The sequence below is a fragment of the Flavobacterium potami genome, from assembly GCF_020026915.1.
Lineage (GTDB): Bacteria > Bacteroidota > Bacteroidia > Flavobacteriales > Flavobacteriaceae > Flavobacterium > Flavobacterium potami.
The window spans coordinates 526,299-550,459 of sequence record NZ_JAINUY010000004.1 but is presented as its reverse complement, the minus strand read 5'-3'; the positions used below and the strand labels follow the sequence as shown (position 1 = coordinate 550,459).

Below are 24,161 nucleotides of genomic sequence, written 5' to 3'. Positions count from 1 at the left end.
TATCATGTTTGTAGCACCCGTAAATACAGAAGCTTTATTGGCTCAGGCGCAAGCGGAGACGTTATACTTAAATCTTATTGAGCAGATTAATAAAGATTTTAATTTGGCGAATGAAGGAATTGATTTCCCGTTGAGTATTTCGCCAGATGAATTAAAGATTCAGCTTCACGAAAAAATCTACAGAATGATTCAGTATAAGTTTGCTGAATACTTAAATCTACTTTATATCATTGATGTTCCAGAAAATGAAATCAAACAACTCGACGGATCAGATTTGGTAATTCTGGCTGAACAAGTTGCTTTTCTAATTTTAAAAAGAGAATGGCAGAAAGTTTGGTTCAGAAATTATTATAAGTAAGGAACAAAGGGACAAAGTTGCAAAGGAACAAAGGTTTTTCTCTTTGCGACTAGTTTTTAACAATAGGCAAAGTCTTTGAACCTATGTTGCTATGAACCTTTGAACCTCAAATTAAAAATACACTCTCACAAAAGGCATAAATCCAGAGCCATAAAGACTTTTATTAGGATCATAAAGAACATCGTATCGGGCGCCAATTGTAACATTTCCCGTTCTGTAACCTGCTCCGAGATAAAGTGCAGTATTCCAATAACTATCAGAAAAAGCGGGCCTGTTTATATTCGCTTCATATCTTGTATCTACTTTTACTTGTTCTAACTCGGCAGACAATTGAATTTCTGGAATTGGGTTTACAAGCGTAATCAAACTTCCTCCATAAACATAAGACTCGTAATAATTTCTTGAGTTTAAATAACCAAACTGTAATCCAACTCCAACAGCAACAATTTCGTTAACATTGTAGATCGCACTAGGCATTACAGAAATATCCGTATATCCAGAACCAAATCCTAATCCGAGTCCACCTCCAAATTGTACTTTCTCCCAAAAATTATTGCTGTTGTCAATGACATATTTTTGCTGTCCTATAGTATAACTTGAAAACAACACAGCCAAAATCACAAAAAAATATCTGCAATCGATTGAAAATTGAATTTTATTCATAGTTAACGTTTATTTTAACAAATTTTTACGTAAAAGTACGTAAAAAAAAGATTTAAATAAATGTGATTGTTGTACTTTTGCCTTTCTATATAACAAAAAGTATATTCACTCATATTATGGATAGGTTTTCATTTTTAAACGCAGCGCATACCGAGTTTTTTGCACAATTATACGATCAATATTTAGTAAACCCAGACAGCGTTGAGCCTAGCTGGAGAAGTTTCTTTCAAGGTTTTGACTTTGGACAAACAACTTATAACGACGAAAACCCTGTGCAAACGATCGTTGAGTACGTGACTAGCGACAATACAGATTACAGTCAAGTTTCAGAAAAACTAAAGAAAGAATTCAACGTTTTAAAATTAATTGACGGATACCGTACGCGCGGACATTTATTCACGAAAACAAATCCTGTTCGTGACCGTAGAACTTCATCTCCAACTTTGGATATTGAAAACTTCGGATTAACAACAGCTGACCTTTCAACTGTTTTTGATGCTGCTCAAACAATTGGAATGGCACCATCTTCTTTACAAGATATCGTAAATCGCCTTAAAGCTATTTACTGCCAGCATATCGGTATTGAATATATGTATATTAGAAATCCTCATGTTGTAAAGTGGATTCAAGATAAATTAGCAGTTGCTAACAATCAACCTACATTCTCTCCTGCAGAAAAGAAAACTATCTTAAATAAATTAAACGAAGCTGTATCTTTTGAAAATTTCCTTCATACTAAATATGTGGGTCAAAAACGTTTCTCATTAGAAGGTGGAGAATCTATCATTCCTGCTCTTGACGCTTTAATCGAACAAGCTGCAGAAAAAGGTGTTGAACAATTCGTAATGGGAATGGCTCACCGTGGTCGTTTGAACGTTTTGGCAAACATCTTCGGGAAATCAACTCAAGATATCTTTGGTGAATTTGACGGAAAAGATTACGATCAAGAATATTTTGATGGTGATGTAAAATACCACTTAGGTCTTACTGCCGACAGAAAAACAAGATCTGGAAAAAGTATCAACATCAATTTAGCACCAAACCCTTCTCACTTAGAAACTGTTGGAGCTGTTATTGAAGGTATCACAAGAGCGAAACAAGACAAACATTTTGCTGATGATTTCTCTAAAGTATTGCCAATCGCAGTACACGGAGATGCTGCAATAGCAGGTCAAGGTATTTTATACGAAATCATTCAGATGGCGCAGCTTGATGGTTACAAAACTGGAGGAACAATCCATATCGTAATCAACAACCAAGTTGGATTTACAACAAACTACTTAGACGCTCGTTCTTCTACTTATTGTACAGACGTTGCCAAAGTAACATTATCTCCAGTATTACACGTAAATGCTGATGATGCTGAAGCTGTTGTACACGCTGTATCTTTTGCATTAGACTACAGAATGCAATTTGGACGTGACGTATTTATTGACTTATTAGGTTATAGAAAATACGGACACAACGAAGGTGATGAACCTCGTTTCACGCAACCAGTTTTATACAAAATCATTGCTAAGCATAAAAACCCAAGAGACATTTACGCAGAGAAATTACTTTCTGAAGGTGTAATTGATGCTTCTTATGTGAATGCTTTAGAAAAAGAATACAAATCGGCTTTAGAAGAAAACTTAGAAGCTTCTCGTAAAAAAGATTTGACTATCATTACTCCATTCATGAAAAACGAATGGGACGGATTTGTTCAGGTAACAGATACGCAAATGCTTCAAAAAGTAGATACTACTTTTGCTAAAGAAGGATTAGATTCTATCATCAATACAATCTCAACTTTACCATCAGACAAAAAGTTCATCAATAAGATTACTAAAATTGTTACAGATAGAAAAGTAGGATACGATAATAACACTCTTGATTGGGGAACTGCAGAAGCATTAGCTTACGGATCTCTTTTAACAGAAGGATTTGATGTTCGTATTTCTGGACAAGATGTTGAGCGTGGTACATTCTCTCACCGTCATGCTGTTGTAAAAGTAGAAGATTCTGAAGAAGAAGTAATTCTTTTAAACGGAATCGAAAACAAAAAAGGAAAATTCGGTGTTTTCAACTCTCTTTTATCTGAGTACGGAGTTTTAGGTTTTGATTACGGATATGCACTAGCAAATCCAAATGCCTTAACAATCTGGGAAGCACAATTTGGAGATTTCTCTAACGGTGCTCAAATTATGATTGACCAATATATTTCTTGTGGAGAAGATAAATGGAACAACCAAAATGGTATTGTGATGTTATTGCCTCACGGATATGAAGGACAAGGTGCAGAGCACTCTTCTGCAAGAATGGAACGTTACTTACAACTTTGTGCAAGACATAATATGTATGTTGCAGATTGTACAACGCCAGCTAACTTCTTCCACTTGTTAAGAAGACAAATGAAAACGAATTTCCGTAAACCTTTAGTTGTTTTCTCTCCAAAAAGTTTGCTACGTGATCCAAGATGCGTATCAACTGTTGAAGAATTAGCAACTGGAAGTTTCCAAGAAACAATTGATGACAATACTGTAGATAAGAAGAAAGTTAAAACTTTAGTTTTCTGTACTGGTAAATTCTACTACGATATTGTTGCTGAAAGAGAAAACAACGGAAGAAATGACGTTGCTGTTGTTCGTATCGAGCAATTATTCCCTTTCCCAGTTGAGCAGATTAAAGAAATCATTGCAAAATATCCAAATGCAGATGATTATGTTTGGGCGCAAGAAGAGCCTAAAAACATGGGAGCTTACAGCTTTATGTTAATGAACTTTGATCTTGTTAAATGGAGATTGGCTTCATTAAAAGCATATTCTGCTCCAGCATCTGGAAGTTACACACGTGCAAAACGTCGTCATGCAGATGCAATTAGAATGGTATTCGATAAAAATTTATTTAGATAGATTTATGAAAAAAGTATTTCTATTTATTGTTACTTTATTATCAATAACGGTTAATGCTCAAGAATTAAAGAAACCGGCCGAGGGAAAAACAATTGTTTACTTCGTAAGGTCTTCTGGAATGGGAATGTTGATAAATTTTAAATATTTTGATGGAGAAAAATATTTAGGAAAATTTAACTATGGGAAATATTTGATTTACGAATGCGATCCTGGAAAACATTTGTTTTGGTCTAGATCAGAAAATACAAGTTTTATAGAAGCAGAACTTGAACCAAACAAAATTTACATTATTGATTCTGAAGCTCAAATGGGCGCAATAAAAGCTGGTGTAAAATTAGTAGCATTTGATCCTAAAGCGGAGCATTACAAAACACCTAAAAAATTTGAGAAAAAGAAAAAAAATATTTTAGACGCAATTACAGAGAATAAAGAATATATTGCTACAGCTGAAGATCTCAAAGAAGGTGCAACAGAATTTGAAAGTGTAATTAAAAGATCTACTGAAAAATATAATAAATCAAAAGAAAAAGGAGAAGAATTTGCAAAAGTCCTTCCTGAAATGTCATACACAAATTAGATAATAAAAAAATAGTTTCAAGTTTAAAGTTTCAGGTTTAATGTAACGTGAAACTTTAAACAACACAAACCTTAAACAAAAAAATAAGATGATTTTAGAAATGAAAGTCCCATCACCAGGGGAATCAATAAAAGAAGTTGAAATTGCAACTTGGTTAGTAAAAGACGGAGATTATGTAGAAAAAGATCAGGCTATTGCTGAAGTTGATTCAGATAAAGCTACTCTTGAATTACCTGCTGAAATGAGCGGTGTAATTACACTAAAAGCTGAAGAAGGTGATACAGTTGCAGTTGGTGCTGTAGTTTGTTTAATTGATACAGATGCTGCTAAACCAGCAGGAGGAGCAGCTCCAGCAGCTGAAGCTCCTAAAGCTGAGGCACCAAAAGCAGAAGCTCCAAAGGCGGAAGCTCCAAAAGCAGAACCAGTTCAAGCTCCAGCAGCTACAAGTTATGCAGCAGGAACTCCATCTCCAGCAGCAAGAAAAATATTAGACGAGAAAAATATTGCTCCAGCAACTGTTTCAGGAACTGGTAAAGGCGGAAGAATTACTAAAGAAGATGCTGTAAATGCAGTACCTTCTATGGGAACTCCAACTGGTGGAAGCCGTGGAACTGAGCGTACAAAATTATCTATGTTACGTCGTAAAGTAGCAGAAAGACTAGTTTCAGCTAAAAATGAAACGGCTATGTTGACTACTTTCAACGAAGTAAACATGACGCCAATTAACCAAATTCGTAACGAATACAAAGATGCTTTCAAGGCTAAACACGGTGGTTTAGGTTTAGGTTTTATGTCATTCTTTACAAAAGCAGTTACAAGAGCTTTACAATTATATCCAGATGTTAACTCTATGATGGATGGTGACTACAAAATCGCTTATGATTTTGCTGATATCTCAATCGCAGTTTCTGGACCAAAAGGTTTAATGGTTCCTGTTGTTCGTAATGCTGAACTTTTAACTTTCCGTGGAATTGAGGCTGAAATCAAAAGATTAGCTTTAAGAGCTCGTGATGGTCAAATTACAGTTGACGATATGACTGGAGGAACTTTCACAATCACTAACGGTGGAGTTTTCGGAAGTATGTTATCTACTCCAATCATCAACCCTCCTCAATCAGGAATCTTAGGAATGCACAATATTATCGAGCGTCCGATTGCTGTAAATGGAAAAGTAGAAATCCACCCAATGATGTACGTTGCTCTTTCTTACGATCACAGAATTATTGACGGACGTGAGTCAGTTGGTTTCTTAGTGGCTGTAAAAGAAGCTTTAGAAAATCCAGTAGAATTATTGATGAATGGCGATGCTAAACGTGCTTTAGAATTGTAATCAAGATAATTTTCAATACATATAAAACCTGTTCATTTATTTGAGCAGGTTTTTTTTATGCAAAAAACTAAGAAAATATCTACCCCCTTTTTGATTTTACAAAAAAAGATGCTTTTTTTAATATAATTTATTTAGAATAAATATGAATAACTTGTTTTGTTTAGGTTCAAATTATACATTTGCATTATCTAAATTAATTCCAAACAACAAGTTTTTTATAAATTTCTAAAATTATGATTACAATTGCCAGCCTTATTGTTTTTTTAGCTTTTTATACACTTTACTACACTTCTAAAAGAGCAGTTTTGTCGTATGATTTAGGTTTTGAAAAATGGATGAAAGACAATCCAAAGCCAACAAAGATTATCGGACTATTATTATTGGTAGTTGCTTATGTAATGTGGCTTTTTACAAAATCATTAGGCTGTGGTACTTTAATGTTTTTTATTCAGCTAATGACAGTTGGAAGCTTAATCGTTATCCTTACTCCATTAAAAAAAGTAAACAGTAAAGCACTTTTAGCTTTGCTGATTATAATCGCACTTTTAGAACTTTACTATCATTAAAAATCTTTTTAAATTACTATATGCCAGCTAATTCAAAATATTTAAATCCAGCTTTTTGGCCCCGTTTTTCTAAAATTACAGCGGCAATTTTAGGAGGATACTTCGTTTCTGTTACTTTTCATTTAGCTTTAGCTTCTTGGTTTAGTCGTGCAGATGTATTGATAACGATGGCTTTTAGTGGTTTTATTCTTTGGGTTGCTTTAATGGTGATTGCTTTCTTAGCCAAAAGTGGCTGGAAAATATGGGGAATTTACATCCTATTGACTTTGCTTTTTTATCTATTTATTTATTTGGGTCAAACCTACAACACGGCGAAATAATTTTTATGAACAACCGTCATTATAATATCTATTTTCATACTCATACTGTAAGCGGAATCGTTATCAGTGTCGTTCTTTTTGTAATTTTCTTTGCTGGATCTTTTTCTTTTTTTAGAGATGAAATCGTCAATTGGGAAAGAGGTGAATCTACAGCAATCACAAGAGAAATTCAATTGGACTATGATAAAGCGCTGAAACATCTTGATGAAAAACATGTTTTACATGGCAGAAACATAACTATTTCAAAGCCTTCAATCGAAGAAAGAGTTGGTGTTTATATGCTAGGTACCAAAGATACTTTGGCTCCAGCCAAACAAAAAGAAGGTCAATATTTTTATTTGAATATCAAAAACTTCAAAACTTCAACCTATGAAGAATCCTATTCTTTAGGAGAACTTTTATATCGCCTGCACTTTCTGGCTCAAATTCCATATCCAATTGGTTATTATTTATCTGGTTTTATTGCCTTATTCTTCTTGTTTGCTATCGTAACTGGAGTTTTACTTCATTGGAACAAAATCGTTTCTAACTTTTACATTTTCCGTCCAAAAGAAAAACTAAAAACACTTTGGACAGATGCGCACACTGCTTTAGGAATGATCGGATTACCATTTCAGTTTGTTTATGCTGTAACCGGTGCTTTTTTCATGATCAAACTTTTAATCGTCGCGCCAGCTGTAATGGCATTGTACAATGGCGATCAGGACAAATTATATAAAGAATTAGAATATTCAGATCCAGATTATAAATTTGAAAATAAAAAATTAGCTACTCCTTTTTCTATTAATGAGCTGGTCTCAAAAACAAAAAAGAGCTGGTCAGATTTTGAAATTACTCGCATTTTTATTCAAAATTATGGCGATGTTAATATGCACGTTATAGTTGAAGGCGAATTATTAAGCCACAAAAAATTCACTGGAATCGGAAAAGTGATTTATCGAATTGCTGACGGAAAAGAAATCGCCAAAAAAGATCCAATCACTCAAAACAAGTATTTGGATATAGTAAAAAATGTATTGTATAGAATTCATTTTGGAGACTACGGTGGATATGCTTTAAAAATCGTAAGTTTCCTTTTAGGAATTATAACTTGTTTTGTCATTATTTCGGGAGTTATGATTTGGCTGGTAGCAAGGCAGAAAAATAATATGTCCGAAAAGAAAAGACGTTTTAATGCCGCGGTAGTTCGCATTTATTTGGCCATTTGTTTAAGCATGTATCCAATTACAGCTTTAACATTTATCGTGAGCAAAATCTTTTATCCGTTAAGTCAATCTAATTTATTTACACTTTATTTTGGTGGATGGCTTATTCTTGCTATTTTCTTTATCATTAAAAAGAACGATGGCTTTACCAACAAATTCTGTTTGATTTCAGGAAGTATTTTAGGATTCTTAATCCCGATTACAAATGGAATTGTTTCTGGAGACTGGTTTTGGAATTCTTTTATGCAAAACAAAATTCAGATTTTCTTTATTGATGTTTTCTGGATTTTCTTGGCTTCAATTTCGTTATATGTTGCCTACCATTTAAAGCCTAAAAAAGCAATTTCTTAAAAATTAGCTTAAATAATTTGCCCTCTATTGATTTTGCGTATACATTTACGCTTTTAATCAAAAATGGGATTCAAGACGCAAATACGTTTTCTACATAAATGGCTCGGATTAATTTCCGGGCTTATTGTTTTTATCATAAGTGTTACGGGTTGTATTTTCTGTTTTCACGATGAAATAAAAGACATTACTCGTAAAGAATGGCGTTTGGTTGAGCCTCAAAATACACCATTTGTACTTCCTACTGTTCTACAGGAAAAAGCAAAAGAAATTCTTCCCAAGAATAAAGTCTCCATGGTTTCATATTACGGAAAAAACCGTTCGGCAATCGTTTATACTTATTCTGACAACGAAACCTTATATCTTTATTTCAATCCTTATACCGGGAAATATTTAAAAACAGAAAATCCAGAAACCGATTTTTTTATTATTGTTGAATACATTCATTTGTATTTACTCCTTCCCGATTATATAGGAAAACACATTATTGGCGGCGCAACGATTATTTTTATTCTTTTATTAATTTCAGGAATTATCCAATGGTGGCCGAAAAAAAGAACCGACTTAAAAAGAAGTTTAACCATAAAATGGTCTGCAAAATGGCGCCGTGTCAATTATGACTGGCATAATACATCTGGTTTTTACATTTCTATAATAGCATTAATTCTTGCTATAACTGGACTGACGTTTACTTACGAGTGGGTTGGAGATGGAATTTACAAGTCATTTAATTTTGGTCGAGACAAAGCTTTAGAAACCAAACTCCCTGTAATTGACACCACACAATTTAAAACAAATTCTATTAGAGCAATTGATCGTGCTTTTATTGAAACCACAAAATTACAGCCCAAAGCCGAAATGCTTTTTGTACTAATTCCACAGCAAAAAGGAGATATTATCAGCACTGGAGCCTATCCTCATGCTTTACGTTATGATCATCAAAGCAATTATTACTTTCATCCAAATGATGGGAAATTAATTCAGAAGCAACCCTTCGAAAATAAAAGTCTTGGCCTACAGGTTGTAGAAATGAACTACGGAATTCATACTGGCCAAATTTTAGATTTGCCAGGAAAAATAATTGCCTTTATAGTAAGTTTATTTGCCGCAGCACTTCCTGTTACTGGATTTATAATTTGGTACGGAAGAAATTACAAAAGCAAAAAATCTAAAGCATAAAAAAACCGCCCCTAAAAGAGCGGTTTTACTTATCTAAGAAATCTTCTTAATTAGTTTCTGTTGGCAACAGCGTTTTTTTGTATATTCTTAACTGAACTCACTTTACTGTCATCGAAAGCTACTTCAGTAAGATTTTTTTCATTGAAAAACATCCATTTTCCAGTTTTTAAACCTTCTGTGTACTCTCCTTCTACAGTTTTATTTCCTCTTTCATCATAAGATACCCAAACACCGTCCAATTTCCCATCTTTAAAAAAGCCTTCCTGCTGTATTTTGCCATTTTCATAATAGTAAGTAGCTTTTACTTTATTTCCAACAGCTTCTAACTCAGGTTTACCTTCTTGTGCTGTTAAAATTCCAGAGAATAACACAGCCGCTAAAATCACACACTTTTTCATATCTTTAGGTATTAAATGTTATCAAATTGTTATCAAATATAATCAATAGTTTACATTAAAAAAACTTTTGCTTAACAATTTGGTAACATTAAGTAAAAACTTAACATTGGAAAAGTGTTTAAAAACAAAAAACCAGCGCTGAAGCACTGGTTTTACTGAGATTTTAGAAAAAACTAAAATTTACGATAACGTTATAAATTTCGTAAATATTTTAGTTCAATAATGCATTTAATTCATTTTCAAGTGCTGCATCAGAAGGTCTAGGTGCATCTGACTTCACAATATTTCCTTTTGGATCTATTAAAATAAACCTTGGAATTCCGGTCACTCCGTAATTCATAACAAACTCAGATTCCCAATCTTTATCAGCAAAAAGTTGCGTCCCTCCAAGATGTTTATCGGTTACAAATTTCTTCCATTTTTCGTTGTCTTTTAATTTGTCAATAGAAATACTTACAAATTCAATATTTTTTCCGTGAAACTTTTCTTCAAGTTTTTGTAAGTATGGAATTTCAGCTCTACAAGGCGCGCACCAAGTAGCCCAAAGATCAATGTAAACATATTTCCCCTTTAAATCAGAAAGTTTTGTTTTTCCTCCTTTAAAATTCTCATAGTCAAAACCTGGAGAAGGCTTTCCTACCATTTTGTTGGCTTTAGAAACCCTATCATAGTTTTCTGCAGCATATTGATGAAAACTTTCAAAACTACCTTTTAATGCAGTTTTAAATTCAGGATCAAGATCTCCTTTTTCAACACTCTCCGTGTCTGCTTTTAACTTATTATCTAATAAAGTCGCAAATTCTGCAGCTTCTTTCTTAAAAGCATTATCCTGAAAAGTTTCATCTTTTAAAGCTTGTTGAGCTAAAAAGTTACTTTCGTTAACACCTTTACCTTTATATACTATTGTTTCATCAAATTCTTTGGCATCCATCGTCAAATTGATTTCAGAATTTGGTTTTAAATAAAGATTTGAAGATTCTTTTCCATCTGTAAACATGTAAAATCCTTTTGGAGCATCAAAACTTGCAGCAAAGACGCCTTTTTGATCGATCGGAATGACTTGTTTAAAATTATTTCTTCCTCTAATTACTAAGGTATCGCTATTTCTATTTGCGATTTTAGCCGTGAACTTAATTGAATTAGTGCTTTGTCCTATACTATTCAAAGCATTAAAAATGACCAAACCAGCAACAAAAAGTTTCTTCATAGGTATTAATATTTGTTTTTTAATGAATCAAAACTAAAGAATTATCGCTTTGGAATTTCAGAATTAACAATTTATTTGAAATTATTCTGAATCAACTTCTCACTTTACTATATTATCTTGAATTTTGTATTTACTTTTGCAGTCTAAAATTTTGATTATGTATAGAAGTCATAATTGTGGCGAATTAAACGCTTCAAATATTAATACCGAAGTTACACTTGCGGGCTGGGTTCAAAAATCGCGTGATAAAGGATTTATGAATTGGGTCGATTTACGCGACCGCTATGGAATTACACAACTTATTTTCGACGAAAGTCGTACTGATAAAACCGTTTTTGAATTGGCTAAAACTCTAGGAAGAGAATTTGTAATTCAAGTAAAAGGAACTGTAATTGAGCGTGAAGCTAAAAACAAAAATATCCCGACTGGTGAAATCGAAATTTTAGTTTCTGAATTAACGATCCTAAACACTGCTCTTACTCCTCCATTTACTATAGAAGATGAAACTGACGGTGGAGAAGACATCAGAATGAAATACCGTTACTTGGATATTAGAAGAAATCCGGTAAAAAACAGCTTATTATTCCGTCACAAAGTGGCAATGGAAGTTCGTAAATATTTATCTGATTTAGATTTCTGCGAAGTTGAAACGCCTTACTTAATCAAATCTACTCCAGAAGGAGCAAGAGATTTCGTTGTACCAAGCCGTATGAACGAAGGTCAGTTTTATGCGCTACCACAATCTCCACAAACTTTCAAACAACTTTTGATGGTGGGTGGAATGGATAAATATTTCCAAATCGTGAAATGTTTCCGTGACGAGGATTTACGTGCAGACCGTCAGCCAGAGTTTACACAAATTGACTGCGAAATGGCATTTGTGGAACAAGAAGATATTTTAAATATTTTTGAAGGTTTGACAAGACATTTACTAAAAGAAATTAAAGGTATTGAAGTAGATAAATTCCCAAGAATTACCTACGATTATGCCATGAAAACATACGGAAACGATAAACCGGATATCCGTTTCGGAATGAAGTTCGGAGAATTAAACGAATATGCACAACATAAAGAATTCCCTGTATTTAATGCAGCAGAATTAGTTGTCGGAATCGCTGTTCCTGGAGCTGGAAATTATACTCGAAAAGAAATCGACGGGTTAATTGACTGGGTTAAACGTCCACAAGTTGGAGCATCTGGAATGGTTTACGTAAAATGTAATGAAGACGGAACATACAAATCATCTGTAGATAAATTCTACGATCAGGATGATTTAACAAATTGGGCAAAAGCTACAGAAGCAAATCCTGGAGATATGATTTTTGTACTTTCTGGACCAGCAAACAAAACGCGTGCACAATTATCTGCTTTACGTATGGAATTGGCAACTCGTTTAGGATTACGTAATCCTGAGGAATTTGCACCTCTTTGGGTTGTAGATTTCCCATTATTAGAACTTGACGAAGAAAGCGGTCGTTATCACGCCATGCACCACCCATTTACTTCTCCAAAACCAGAAGATATGGCATTGCTAGAAACAGAACCTGGAAAAGTTCGTGCAAACGCATACGATATGGTCTTAAACGGAAATGAAATTGGAGGTGGATCTATTCGTATTCACGATAAAGCAACACAACAGTTAATGTTTAAATATTTAGGTTTTACCGAAGAAGAAGCAAAAGCCCAATTCGGATTCCTAATGGACGCTTTCCAATTCGGTGCGCCGCCACACGGAGGTCTAGCATTTGGTTTGGACCGTTTAGTTGCTATTTTAGGAGGTCAGGAAACGATTAGAGATTTCATCGCGTTCCCTAAAAACAATTCTGGACGCGACGTAATGATCGATGCTCCTGCTGCAATTGATGATGCGCAATTGAAAGAATTACACATTAAAATTGATATGATCTAACAAAATTGATCACAAAATAAAAAAAAGCGATTGAAAATTTTCAGTCGCTTTTTTTATTTCAAAAAGGGCAAAATATTCGTAAATCAGCCGTTTTTTGAAATATTAAATTCTTACAAATCGATCTTTTTTAGATTCTTACAATTAACGATTCTCAAATTATCGTATTTCATATGAAATTTGATGCAATAAACCACGTAAAAACACTGGAAATCAATAATTTTTACAAAAAATTAACACGTACATGTCTTTTGTATGATTTTATATGTTACATTTGCTTTATTATAAATTATTATTACAATTACAATGCGTACAGGTACAGTAAAATTTTTCAATGAATCTAAAGGTTATGGATTCATTACAGACGAAGAAACAGGAAAGGATATCTTCGTTCACGCTTCAGGAATTAACGCGGAAGAATTACGCGAAGGTGACCGTGTTAGCTATGAAGAAGAAGAAGGAAGAAAAGGGAAAGTTGCTGCTAAAGTAGCAGTAATCTAAGAAAAATATAGCAATTTATTTTTTTTGCCTCTGAATGGTCTCAGAAAACGTCTCGAAGTATCGAGACGTTTTTTTTTACCCAATTCTTAAAAAAATATTAAAATAACACCATGTTATTTATAATCAATAAAAATTAGGCATAAACGCCATTTCGCTCCCTACTTAAATCCCTTTTTAGCTTGTGTTTTACAGAGTTCCAAGTTATCTTTGTGGCTCATTTTTTAAGTATAAAACCCGAAGTTTATGCAATCTGATCAATACAGTTACATTCCTATTTTAATGCAGTTTATTTTAGCTGTTGGTTTTGTGGTAGGAACAATCATTATTTCTGGAAAATTAGGACCAAGAAGAACCTCTGAAGTTAAAGATAAAAACTTCGAATGTGGTATCGAATCTGTTGGTAACGCCCGTATTCCATTCTCTGTAAAATACTTCTTAGTTGCCATTTTGTTCGTATTATTCGACGTAGAGGTTATTTTCCTTTATCCTTGGGCAGTAAACTTCAAAGACTTAGGAATTGAAGGAATGTTAAAAATGTTAGTTTTCATGTCTTTGCTTTTAGTTGGTTTCTTTTACATCATCAAAAAGAAAGCCTTAGAGTGGGAATAAATGATTTTAGATTTTAGATCTGAGATTTTAGATTAATCTAATTCTGAGATTTAAAATTTGCATTCAAATTTAAAGTACTGATTTAAAAAATTGATTTTACTTTTTACGATTTCAAAATCTAAAATTTAAAATCAGAAATCTAAAATAAAATGAGCGATTCAAAAGTAAATATGGTTGCGCCGCCAGAAGGAGTTACTGGTGAAGGTTTCTTCGCTACAAAACTTAGTGATGTTGTTGGTTTAGCAAGAGCTAACTCATTATGGCCGCTTCCTTTCGCGACTTCATGCTGTGGTATCGAATTCATGGCAACAATGGCTTCTCACTATGACTTAGCTCGATTTGGTTCTGAGCGTGTGAGTTTCTCGCCAAGACAAGCCGATATGTTATTAGTTATGGGAACTATTTCTAAAAAAATGGCTCCAATTTTAAGACAAGTTTACGAGCAAATGGCAGAACCTCGCTGGGTAATTGCTGTTGGAGCTTGCGCTTCTTCAGGAGGAGTTTTTGATACTTACTCTGTTCTTCAAGGAATTGACAAAGTAATTCCAGTTGACGTTTATGTGCCAGGATGCCCGCCAAGACCAGAACAAATTGTTGATGGAGTTATGAGACTTCAGGACTTGGTAAAAAGCGAATCTGTGAGACGAAGAAGCTCACCAGAATACCAAGAATTATTAGCTTCATATAATATCTCATAAGATGGCCTTAGAAAATACCCAAATTCAAGACAAACTTGTAGAAACATTCAATAATGATGTTTTTAACTTTCAACAAGAAAGAGATATTTTTTCTTTAGAAGCTTCGGCTGATAAAATCACACCGTTGATTCTTTTCCTTAAAAATGATCCAGAATTACGTTTTCACTTCTTAACAGATTTGTGCGGCATTCATTATCCAGATAACGAAACAGAACGTCAGTTTGCAGTTGTTTATCATTTACACAACTGGTACGAAAACAAAAGATTAAAAATCAAAGTTTTCTTAAACGGCGAAAAACCAGAAATCAAAACGGTTTCAAATATTTTCTTGTCTTCAAACTGGATGGAAAGAGAAACTTTCGATTTTTACGGAATTGACTTCATTGGACATCCGCAATTGAAACGTATTTTAAATATGGACGAAATGCAATCTCACCCAATGAGAAAAGAATTCCCAATGGAAGACAGCGGAAGAACAGATAAGGATGACAGATTCTTCGGAAGAACAACAACAAATTGCTAAAAAATAATTCAACATTATAAAATGTCAGAACTATTATTACCACCAGAGCATCGTTATGCTAAAATAATTAAGGAGAGACTAAATGACGACGGAAGCGAACTTTCTGTACTGAATTTAGGTCCGACTCACCCAGCTACGCACGGTATTTTCCAAAATATCTTGTTGATGGATGGTGAAAAAATTCTTGAGGCTGAGCCAACTATTGGTTACATCCACAGAGCATTCGAAAAAATTGCCGAAAATCGTCCTTTTTATCAAATTACACCTCTTACAGATCGTATGAACTATTGTTCGTCTCCTATTAATAATATGGGATGGTGGATGACAGTAGAAAAACTATTGGGTATTGAAGTTCCAAAGAGAGCACAATACTTAAGAGTTATCGTTATGGAGTTGGCTCGTATTACCGACCACATTATCTGTAACGGAATCTTAGGTGTAGATACAGGAGCGTATACTGGTTTCTTATACGTATTTCAATTTAGAGAAAAAATCTACGAAATCTACGAAGAAATTTGTGGAGCTCGTTTGACTACAAATATGGGAAGAATTGGTGGTTTTGAAAGAGACTGGTCTCCAGAAGTTTTCAAAAAACTAGATAAATTCCTAGAAGAATTTCCACCAGTTTGGGAAGAATTCCAAAACTTATTCGAGAGAAATAGAATTTTCTTGGATAGAACTGTAAACGTAGGTGGTATCACTGCTGAAAAAGCAATGGCTTACGGATTTACAGGTCCAAACTTACGTGCTGCCGGAGTTGATTATGACGTACGTGTAGCACAACCTTACTCATCTTACGAAGATTTCGATTTTATTGTTCCTGTTGGAAAATCAGGAGATACATACGATCGTTTCTGTGTTCGTAACGCTGAAGTTTGGGAAAGTTTAAGCATTATTCGTCAGGCATTAGAAAAAATGCCTCCAGGAAACGAATATCATGCTGAAGTTCCAGATTACTACCTTCCTCCAAAAGAAGATGTTTACACTTCTATGGAATCTTTAATTTATCACTTTAAGATCGTAATGGGAGAAGTTCCTGTACCAGTTGCAGAAATCTACCACCCAGTAGAAGGAGGAAATGGAGAACTAGGTTTTTATTTAGTAACAGACGGAAGTAGAACTCCATATAGATTACATTTCAGAAGACCATGCTTTATTTATTACCAAGCATTCCCAGAAATGATTAAAGGTGCCATGCTTTCTGATGCAATTATCATCCTTTCGAGTTTGAACGTAATTGCAGGAGAATTAGACGCCTAAAAAATTTAGATTTTAGACCATAGAATTTAAATTAAAAAATTTGTGCCTTTGCGCCCTTGTGGCAAAACAAGAATAAAATGGAAAGAAAACATTACAAACAAGAAATAAACATGACTGAGGCATTGATGAACCGCATCAATGAATTGATCAGCCATTATCCTGAGGGCAAACAAAAATCGGCTTTATTGCCTGTTTTGCACGAAGTTCAGGATGCACATAACAACTGGCTTAGTATTGAATTGCAAGATAAAGTTGCCGAGATTCTTCAGATCAAACCAATCGAGGTTTATGAAGTGGTAACTTTCTATACAATGTTCAACCAAAAGCCAATTGGTAAGTACATGTTTGAGTTCTGTCAAACTTCTTGTTGTTGTTTAAGAGGTGCCGAAGATTTAATGGATTACACTTCTGAAAAACTAGGTATTAAAATGGGAGAAACAACTCCAGACGGAATGTTTACCATTGCTGGTGTAGAATGTTTAGGTGCTTGTGGATATGCTCCAATGATGCAGTTGGGAGATTTCTACAAAGAAAAACTGACAGAAGAGAAAATCGATCAGATCATTGCTGATTGTAGAGATGATAAAATAATATTACACGATAAATAAGATGTCACAAAAAATATTATTAGATAAAATCAATGTTCCTGGAATTAAAACCTACGAAGTATATCGCCAAAATGGTGGTTATGCTTCTGTAGAAAAAGCTTTAAAAACACTTACTCCAGATGAAGTTACCGAAGAAGTAAAAAAATCAGGATTACGTGGTCGTGGTGGAGCAGGTTTCCCTGCGGGAATGAAATGGAGCTTTATTGATAAAAAATCAGGAAGACCAAGACACTTAGTTTGTAACGCCGACGAATCTGAGCCTGGAACATTCAAAGATCGTTTCTTGATGGAATATATTCCTCACTTATTGATCGAAGGAATGATTACTTCAAGCTACGCTTTGGGCGCTAACCTATCTTATATCTACATTCGTGGAGAATATATGTGGGTTTTCAAAATCTTAGAAAGAGCAATCGCCGAAGCAAAAGCTGCCGGATGGTTAGGAAAAAATATATTAGGATCAGGTTATGATTTAGAACTTCACGTACACTGTGGAGCTGGAGCATATATCTGTGGAGAAGAAACAGCATTAATCGAATCTTTGGAAGGTAAAAGAGGAAATCCTCGTATTAAACCACCTTTCCCAGCGGTTTCTGGTCTTTGGGCAAATCCAACTGTAGTAAACAATGTTGAAACAATTGCTACTGTGCCTTGGATTGTAAACAATTCTGGTGATGATTATGCTAAAATTGGAATTGGACGTTCTACTGGAACTAAATTAATTTCTGCTTCAGGAAACATTAAAAATCCTGGAGTTTACGAAATTGAATTAGGTTTAAGTGTTGATGAATTCATGAATTCTGATGAATATTTAGGAGGAATGTCTTCAAGCCGACCTTTGAAAGCATTTGTGCCTGGAGGTTCTTCTGTGCCAATTTTACCAGCTGAATTAATTTTCAAAACAGCAAACGGAGAAGATCGTTTAATGACTTACGAATCTCTTAGTGATGGTGGTTTTGCTACTGGATCTATGTTAGGTTCTGGAGGATTTATTGTTTATGACGACACTGCTTGTATCGTTAGAAACACTTGGAACTTTGCTCGTTTTTATCACCACGAATCTTGCGGACAATGTACTCCTTGCCGTGAAGGAACTGGATGGTTGGAAAAAATCTTATGGAGAATCGAAAACGGTCAAGGCCGTGAAGAAGATATCGAATTATTGTGGAGCATTCAGAGTAAAATTGAAGGAAACACAATCTGTCCACTTGGTGACGCTGCTTCTTGGCCAGTAGCTGCTGCGATTCGTCACTTTAGAGATGAATTCGAATATCACGTTCGTTTCCCAGAAAAAATTAAAAATAGAGATCACTTTGTTGCCGAGCCTTTCTCACAAGTTAAGCATTTAGTAGGCGGTAAAGTAATCGTATAAGTATAAAAAGCAGAAAGTTATAAAGTTCATAATGTTAAAAAGGACAGCAATTCTTTTCAATATTCCGACTTTCAACATAAAAGTTTAAAATAGTTTAAAGTTTCAAGTTTTTTTAGTTTCAAGTGAGAACATGAAACCTGAAACCTGAAACTAAAAAAACAAAATAAAGAGATGAAAGTAACCATAGACGGTCAAAGTATAGACGTAGAACCAGGAACAACGATCCTGCAGGCTGCACGTATGATTGGTGGAGATTTGGTACCGCCAGCCATGTGCTATTACTCAAAATTAAAAGGCAGCGGCGGTAAATGTCGTTGTTGTTTAGTTGAAGTTTCTAAAGGTAGTGAAGCTGACCCACGACCAATGCCAAAATTAATGGCATCTTGCGTAACAGGATGTATGGATGGTATGGAAGTAAACAGTAAATCGTCTGCAAGAGTAACTGAAGCCCGTAAATCTGTAACAGAATTTTTATTAATCAATCACCCACTAGACTGTCCAATTTGTGATCAGGCTGGAGAATGTGATTTACAGAATTTAAGTTTTGAGCACGGAAATCCGAAATCACGTTACATTGAAGAAAAAAGAACATTTGAACCAGAAGATATCGGTCCAAATATTCAACTTCACATGAACCGTTGTATTTTATGCCAAAGATGTGTACAAGTTGCAGATCAATTAACAGACAACAGAGTTCACGGAGTATTAGATCGTGGAGATCACGCTAATATTTCGACTGGTATTTCTAAAGCTATTGACAATGAGTTCTCTGGAAACATGATTGATGTTTGTCCTGTTGGAGCTTTAACCGATAAAACTTTCCGTTTTAAATCAAGAGTTTGGTTTAACAAACCTTACAATGCACACAGAGAGTGTACAACTCCAGGATGTTGCGGAAAAACTACAGTTTGGATGTTTGGTGGAGAAATTCAGCGTGTAACGGGTCGTAAAGATGAGTACCATGAAGTTGAAGAGTTCATCTGCAACAGCTGTCGTTTTGACCACAAAGATGTGAATGACTGGGTAATTGAAGGTCCAAGAGAATTTGAAAAAGACTCTGTAATCAACCAAAATAATTACACTCAAAAATTAGAGAAAGTTACCATCGACACAGAAAAGAACATCCTTTTAGGTAGAGATATTGACCGTAAAAAAATTAGTATGGCAGCAATTCCATTAACTGATAAAGATCAAAAATAATAAGAAATGGAAAGTGCATTTATTATAGAAAAAAGTGTTGTTATTGTTGTCGTTTTTGCGGTAACAATGATTATGGCAATGTATTCTACTTGGGCAGAGCGTAAAGTTGCTGCTTTCTTGCAAGACCGTGTTGGACCAAACCGTGCTGGATGGGGAGGTTTATTACAACCTCTTGCAGATGGTATGAAACTGTTCTCTAAAGAAGAGTTTTTTCCAAATACACCAAATAGATTTTTATTCGTAGTTGGACCTGCAATTGCAATGAGTACGGCATTAATGACTAGTGCTGTAATTCCGTGGGGAGATCGTTTACACCTTTTTGGCAGAGACATTATTCTTCAAGCTACAGATGTAAATATTGCTTTATTATACATTTTCGGAGTTCTTTCTGTTGGAGTTTACGGTATCATGATTGGTGGATGGGCTTCTAACAATAAGTTCTCTCTTATGGGGGCTATTCGTGCTGCTTCTCAAATGGTTTCTTACGAGATTGCAATGGGATTATCAATGATTGCTTTGTTGATGATGACCGGAACAATGAGTTTAAAAGAAATCTCCTTACAGCAACAAGGAATGAACTGGAATGTTTTTTATCAGCCATTATCATTCTTAATTTTCTTAATCTGTTCATTTGCAGAAACAAACAGAACTCCTTTCGATTTAGCAGAATGCGAAAACGAGTTAATTGGAGGTTACCATACAGAATATTCTTCAATGAAAATGGGATTCTATTTATTTGCTGAATATGCTAGTATGTTTATCTCTTCTACTATTATTTCTGTTTTATTCTTTGGTGGTTACAACTACCCAGGCATGCAATGGATGGTAGAAAATGTAGGTGTAAATACTGCTAACTTACTGGGAATTGGAGTTTTATTTGTAAAAATATGTTTCTTCATATTCTTTTACATGTGGGTACGTTGGACGATTCCAAGATTTAGATATGACCAATTAATGAACTTAGGTTGGAGAATTTTAATTCCGCTTTCGATCATTAATATCATGATTACGGGTGCTGTTATTTTGAGACACGATATCGCAGCTGCTTTAGGATTCTAAGAACCGTATTTAGCTTCAAATAAAAACAAAATAGATTTTGAATTTGATTGATGTCAAATTATAAATCATAAACTATAATAGTAAAAATGTCAATAGAAACTATATCATTATCGGGTAGAAAAAAGGTGGTGTCAAATAAAGACATGTCTTTTGTTGAACGATTGTATCTTGTGGCGATTGTAAAAGGTTTGGTTATTACCGTAAAACACCTTTTCAGAAAAAAAGTTACCATTCATTACCCAGAGCAGGTTCGTGAAATGAGTCCAGTTTACCGTGGTCAGCACATGCTAAAACGCGATGAGCAAGGCCGTGAAAACTGTACTGCTTGCGGATTATGTGCTTTATCTTGCCCAGCTGAAGCGATCACTATGAAAGCTGCTGAGCGTAAAGCTGATGAAAAACACTTGTATAGAGAAGAGAAATACGCGGAAATCTACGAAATCAATATGCTTCGTTGTATTTTCTGCGGTTTATGTGAAGAAGCTTGTCCAAAAGACGCTATTTACTTAACAGAATCTAAAGTATTAGTTCCTGCTAGCTACAATAGAGAAGATTTCATTTTCGGGAAAGATAAATTAGTAATGCCTTTAGAAATGGCTATGAAAAACGCTCAACTTAAAAACGCTAACTAAATGATACATATTCCTGATTTTGCACACGCAACAACTGTTCAAGTTATCTTTTGCTTTTTAGCGTTTATTACCGTTATTACTGCTTTCTTGACTATTTTCAGCAGAAACCCGATTCATAGTGCCATTTATTTGGTAATTTGTTTCTTCTCGATTGCTGGTCATTATTTGTTATTAAATTCTCAATTCTTAGCTGTTGTTCATATAATAGTCTACTCCGGAGCTATTATGATTCTGTTCCTGTTTACGATCATGTTGATGAACCTGAACGAACAACGAGAAGTTCACCGTCCTAGAATTACACGTCTTGGCGCTATTGTTTCTTTCTGTTTAATATTGATTGTTTTAATTACAATCTTTATCAACTCGAAACCAATCGTGGGTGAATACGATTCTACTGGAGAAGATTTCCAATCAATTAAAGTTTTAGGCAAAATTTTATTGGACGAATATATGGTTCCATTCGAATTTGCTTCGATCTTACTTTTGGTTGCTATGATTGGAACAGTTCTATTGTCTAAAAAAGAAAAATTAAATAAATAATGGGTAATATATTAAATCAAATAGGTATTGAAAACTACATCTTTTTGAGTGTTGTACTTTTCTGTATTGGTATTTTTGGTGTATTGTACAGACGAAATGCTATTATCGTTTTCATGTCTATCGAAATTATGTTGAATGCGGTAAACCTTTTATTTGTTGCTTTTTCAACTTATCATCAAGATGCGCAAGGACAAGTTTTCGTGTTCTTCTCGATGGCGGTTGCTGCAGCCGAAGTTGCGGTAGGATTGGCCATTTTAGTTTCTATCTTTAGAAATATCGGATCAATTAGTATCGATAATTTAAAAAATTTAAAAGGATAATCAGAAATGGATACCAATTTAGCTTTAATTTTAGTTTTAACTCCTTTACTAGGTTTTCTAGTAAATGTCTTTTTTGGAAAAAGCTTAGGAAAAACAGTTTCTGGTGCAATCGGAACTATTGCCGTGGCGATTTCTTTTGTAGTTTCTCTTTTACTTTTTAATCAAATAACTTCAACTGGAAAAGGAATTCAGGTTATTTTATTTGATTGGATTCAAATTAGCAACTTAAAAATCAATCTTGGATTTTTATTAGATCAATTATCTGTTCTTTGGTTACTTTTTGTAACAGGAATTGGATCTTTGATTCACTTATACTCTATCAGTTACATGCACGATGATGAAAATATGCACAAATTCTTTGCGTATTTAAATCTATTCGTATTCTTTATGATTACGCTTGTAATTGGAAGCAACTTATTAGTTCTTTTCATTGGATGGGAAGGTGTTGGACTTTGTTCTTACCTATTAATTGGATTCTGGCATAAAAACCAAGATTACAATGATGCTGCAAAAAAAGCTTTCATCATGAACAGAATTGGAGATTTAGGTTTATTAATCGGAATGTTCATCATCGGTTCGATGTTCTCTACATTAGATTATGCAACTTTACAAACTGCAATTGCTGGAGCTACCAATTTAAATTTACCATTACTTTCTTTAGCTGCTTTATGCTTATTTATTGGAGCTTGTGGTAAATCTGCTCAAATTCCTTTGTATACTTGGTTACCTGATGCGATGGCTGGACCAACTCCAGTTTCTGCATTAATCCACGCAGCTACGATGGTAACTGCTGGTATCTTTATGGTAACAAGATTAAACTTTGTTTTCAACCTTGCAACAGATGTTCAAACTGTAATTGCGATTATTGGAGCGATCACTTCATTAGTTGCTGCTACAATTGGATTAGTACAAACGGATATCAAAAAAGTATTAGCTTACTCTACAGTTTCTCAATTAGGTTTAATGTTCTTAGCATTAGGATTTGGAGCTTATGAAGTAGCTGTTTTTCACGTAATCACTCACGCTTTCTTTAAAGCTTGTTTATTCTTAGGGTCTGGATCTGTAATTCACGGATTACACGGAGAGCAAGACATGCGTAACATGGGAGGTTTGCGTAAAGCAATGCCAATCACTTTCTGGACGATGTTGATTTCTTCATTAGCAATTTCTGGAGTTCCATTCTTCTCAGGATTCTTTTCTAAAGACGAAATCTTATTGACAGCTTTCCACCACAGTATTCCATTATACGTTGTTGGATCTATTGCTTCAATCATGACAGCTTTCTATATGTTCCGTTTGATGTTCTTAACTTTCTTTAAAGAATTTAGAGGAACCGAAGAGCAAAAACACCATTTACACGAAAGTGGTTCATTAATTACTATTCCGCTTATCATCTTAGCTATTTTAGCAACTTTTGGCGGATTAATTAGTTTACCTGGAAATAGCTGGTTAAATGAATATCTTTCTCCTCTTTTTGCAAAAGTTGAAGGTGGAGAGCATCATTTAGGCACAACGGAATACACTTTAATGGGTGTTGCTGTTCTTGGTGGATTATTAGGAATTTTAATTGCTTACATTAAATACTTCAAACAAGATAATGTTCCTGAATCTGATGAAAACATTACAGGTTTCAGTAAAGTGTTATACAACAAATATTATGTAGACGAAATTTACGATGCAGTATTTGTTGCACCAATTAATAGTTTATCTAAATTCTTTAGAGACTATATCGAGACAGGATTATCTGCGCTTGTTTTTGGATTAGGTAAGATAGCAAACGAAATTGCTTTCCAAGGAAAAAAATTACAAACCGGAAGTATAGGATTATATCTATTTGTATTTGTTTTAGGACTTTGTGCAATTGTTTCCTATATATTTTTAGCTCAATAAT

Annotated in this window: 25 protein-coding genes; 22 read left to right on the top strand and 3 right to left on the bottom strand. The window is 34.3% G+C overall.

What is annotated here, in order from left to right; all coding sequences use genetic code 11:
• Positions 1-4 precede the first annotated feature (4 nt).
• Positions 5-358: a hypothetical protein gene (locus K6T82_RS14675; protein WP_223706991.1), complete on the top strand. Its 354-nt coding sequence runs from the start codon at positions 5-7 to the stop codon at positions 356-358.
• Between the two features lie 111 nt (positions 359-469).
• On the opposite strand, the gene K6T82_RS14670 is transcribed toward K6T82_RS14675, so the two are convergent.
• Positions 470-1,021, bottom strand: coding sequence for a hypothetical protein (locus tag K6T82_RS14670; RefSeq protein ID WP_223706988.1), 552 nt, complete (start codon positions 1,019-1,021; stop codon positions 470-472).
• Between the two features lie 116 nt (positions 1,022-1,137).
• On the opposite strand from K6T82_RS14670, the gene K6T82_RS14665 reads away from it, so the two are divergent.
• The 7 genes from K6T82_RS14665 (at position 1,138) to K6T82_RS14635 (ending at position 9,437) form a co-directional block, all read left to right on the top strand.
• Positions 1,138-3,912, top strand: coding sequence for a 2-oxoglutarate dehydrogenase E1 component (locus K6T82_RS14665; RefSeq protein ID WP_223706985.1), 2,775 nt, complete (start codon positions 1,138-1,140; stop codon positions 3,910-3,912).
• A gap of 4 nt (positions 3,913-3,916) precedes the next feature.
• On the top strand, positions 3,917-4,489 hold the full coding sequence (locus K6T82_RS14660; RefSeq protein ID WP_223706983.1) for a hypothetical protein: 573 nt from the start codon (positions 3,917-3,919) through the stop codon (positions 4,487-4,489).
• Positions 4,490-4,577: 88 nt separating this feature from the next.
• The gene (odhB, locus tag K6T82_RS14655; protein ID WP_223706981.1) at positions 4,578-5,819 is read left to right on the top strand and encodes a 2-oxoglutarate dehydrogenase complex dihydrolipoyllysine-residue succinyltransferase; all 1,242 of its coding nucleotides are present in this window, start codon (positions 4,578-4,580) and stop codon (positions 5,817-5,819) included.
• Positions 5,820-6,052: 233 nt separating this feature from the next.
• On the top strand, positions 6,053-6,385 hold the full coding sequence (locus K6T82_RS14650) for a hypothetical protein (RefSeq protein ID WP_223706979.1): 333 nt from the start codon (positions 6,053-6,055) through the stop codon (positions 6,383-6,385).
• 20 nt (positions 6,386-6,405) lie between these two features.
• A complete protein-coding gene (locus K6T82_RS14645; protein ID WP_223706977.1) occupies positions 6,406-6,705 on the top strand; it encodes a hypothetical protein in 300 nt (99 codons plus the stop codon).
• A 5-nt stretch (positions 6,706-6,710) separates the two neighbouring features.
• Complete coding sequence (locus tag K6T82_RS14640) at positions 6,711-8,261, top strand: PepSY-associated TM helix domain-containing protein (protein WP_223706975.1); 1,551 nt, start codon at positions 6,711-6,713, stop codon at positions 8,259-8,261.
• Positions 8,262-8,324: 63 nt separating this feature from the next.
• Positions 8,325-9,437 carry a PepSY-associated TM helix domain-containing protein gene (locus K6T82_RS14635; protein WP_223706973.1) on the top strand — a complete coding sequence of 371 codons (1,113 nt, stop codon included), beginning with the start codon at positions 8,325-8,327 and terminating at the stop codon, positions 9,435-9,437.
• A 50-nt stretch (positions 9,438-9,487) separates the two neighbouring features.
• On the opposite strand, the gene K6T82_RS14630 is transcribed toward K6T82_RS14635, so the two are convergent.
• Entirely contained in the window at positions 9,488-9,835 is a 348-nt protein-coding gene (locus tag K6T82_RS14630; RefSeq protein ID WP_223706971.1) for a toxin-antitoxin system YwqK family antitoxin, read from the bottom strand.
• Positions 9,836-10,046: 211 nt separating this feature from the next.
• Entirely contained in the window at positions 10,047-11,042 is a 996-nt protein-coding gene (locus K6T82_RS14625) for a TlpA family protein disulfide reductase (RefSeq protein ID WP_223706969.1), read from the bottom strand.
• Between the two features lie 157 nt (positions 11,043-11,199).
• Between K6T82_RS14625 and aspS the strand changes: the two genes are divergently transcribed.
• The 14 genes from aspS (at position 11,200) to nuoL (ending at position 24,160) form a co-directional block, all read left to right on the top strand.
• Positions 11,200-12,951, top strand: coding sequence for an aspartate--tRNA ligase (gene aspS, locus K6T82_RS14620; RefSeq protein WP_223706967.1), 1,752 nt, complete (start codon positions 11,200-11,202; stop codon positions 12,949-12,951).
• A 303-nt stretch (positions 12,952-13,254) separates the two neighbouring features.
• On the top strand, positions 13,255-13,449 hold the full coding sequence (locus K6T82_RS14615; RefSeq protein ID WP_007137066.1) for a cold-shock protein: 195 nt from the start codon (positions 13,255-13,257) through the stop codon (positions 13,447-13,449).
• A gap of 243 nt (positions 13,450-13,692) precedes the next feature.
• A complete protein-coding gene (locus tag K6T82_RS14610) occupies positions 13,693-14,058 on the top strand; it encodes an NADH-quinone oxidoreductase subunit A (protein ID WP_095929654.1) in 366 nt (121 codons plus the stop codon).
• A gap of 149 nt (positions 14,059-14,207) precedes the next feature.
• Positions 14,208-14,756: an NADH-quinone oxidoreductase subunit B gene (locus tag K6T82_RS14605; RefSeq protein ID WP_095929653.1), complete on the top strand. Its 549-nt coding sequence runs from the start codon at positions 14,208-14,210 to the stop codon at positions 14,754-14,756.
• A gap of 1 nt (position 14,757) precedes the next feature.
• Positions 14,758-15,279, top strand: a complete 522-nt coding sequence (locus K6T82_RS14600) for an NADH-quinone oxidoreductase subunit C (protein ID WP_223706965.1) — start codon at positions 14,758-14,760, stop codon at positions 15,277-15,279.
• 21 nt (positions 15,280-15,300) lie between these two features.
• Positions 15,301-16,539: an NADH-quinone oxidoreductase subunit D gene (locus tag K6T82_RS14595; protein ID WP_223706963.1), complete on the top strand. Its 1,239-nt coding sequence runs from the start codon at positions 15,301-15,303 to the stop codon at positions 16,537-16,539.
• A 77-nt stretch (positions 16,540-16,616) separates the two neighbouring features.
• The gene (locus K6T82_RS14590) at positions 16,617-17,147 is read left to right on the top strand and encodes a complex I 24 kDa subunit family protein (RefSeq protein WP_057115709.1); all 531 of its coding nucleotides are present in this window, start codon (positions 16,617-16,619) and stop codon (positions 17,145-17,147) included.
• A gap of 1 nt (position 17,148) precedes the next feature.
• The gene (nuoF, locus tag K6T82_RS14585; protein WP_223706960.1) at positions 17,149-18,519 is read left to right on the top strand and encodes an NADH-quinone oxidoreductase subunit NuoF; all 1,371 of its coding nucleotides are present in this window, start codon (positions 17,149-17,151) and stop codon (positions 18,517-18,519) included.
• Between the two features lie 171 nt (positions 18,520-18,690).
• Positions 18,691-19,719, top strand: coding sequence for an NADH-quinone oxidoreductase subunit G (locus tag K6T82_RS14580; protein ID WP_091490522.1), 1,029 nt, complete (start codon positions 18,691-18,693; stop codon positions 19,717-19,719).
• 6 nt (positions 19,720-19,725) lie between these two features.
• Positions 19,726-20,778, top strand: coding sequence for an NADH-quinone oxidoreductase subunit NuoH (nuoH, locus tag K6T82_RS14575; RefSeq protein WP_223706958.1), 1,053 nt, complete (start codon positions 19,726-19,728; stop codon positions 20,776-20,778).
• A gap of 86 nt (positions 20,779-20,864) precedes the next feature.
• Positions 20,865-21,410: a NuoI/complex I 23 kDa subunit family protein gene (locus K6T82_RS14570; RefSeq protein ID WP_223706956.1), complete on the top strand. Its 546-nt coding sequence runs from the start codon at positions 20,865-20,867 to the stop codon at positions 21,408-21,410.
• The gene (locus K6T82_RS14565) at positions 21,411-21,950 is read left to right on the top strand and encodes an NADH-quinone oxidoreductase subunit J family protein (protein WP_125718840.1); all 540 of its coding nucleotides are present in this window, start codon (positions 21,411-21,413) and stop codon (positions 21,948-21,950) included. It begins immediately after the preceding gene.
• On the top strand, positions 21,950-22,270 hold the full coding sequence (nuoK, locus tag K6T82_RS14560; protein ID WP_008466103.1) for an NADH-quinone oxidoreductase subunit NuoK: 321 nt from the start codon (positions 21,950-21,952) through the stop codon (positions 22,268-22,270). The genes K6T82_RS14565 and nuoK overlap by 1 nt, the downstream gene beginning before the upstream one ends.
• A gap of 6 nt (positions 22,271-22,276) precedes the next feature.
• Positions 22,277-24,160, top strand: a complete 1,884-nt coding sequence (gene nuoL / locus K6T82_RS14555) for an NADH-quinone oxidoreductase subunit L (RefSeq protein WP_223706954.1) — start codon at positions 22,277-22,279, stop codon at positions 24,158-24,160.
• Position 24,161: the final 1 nt, after the last annotated feature.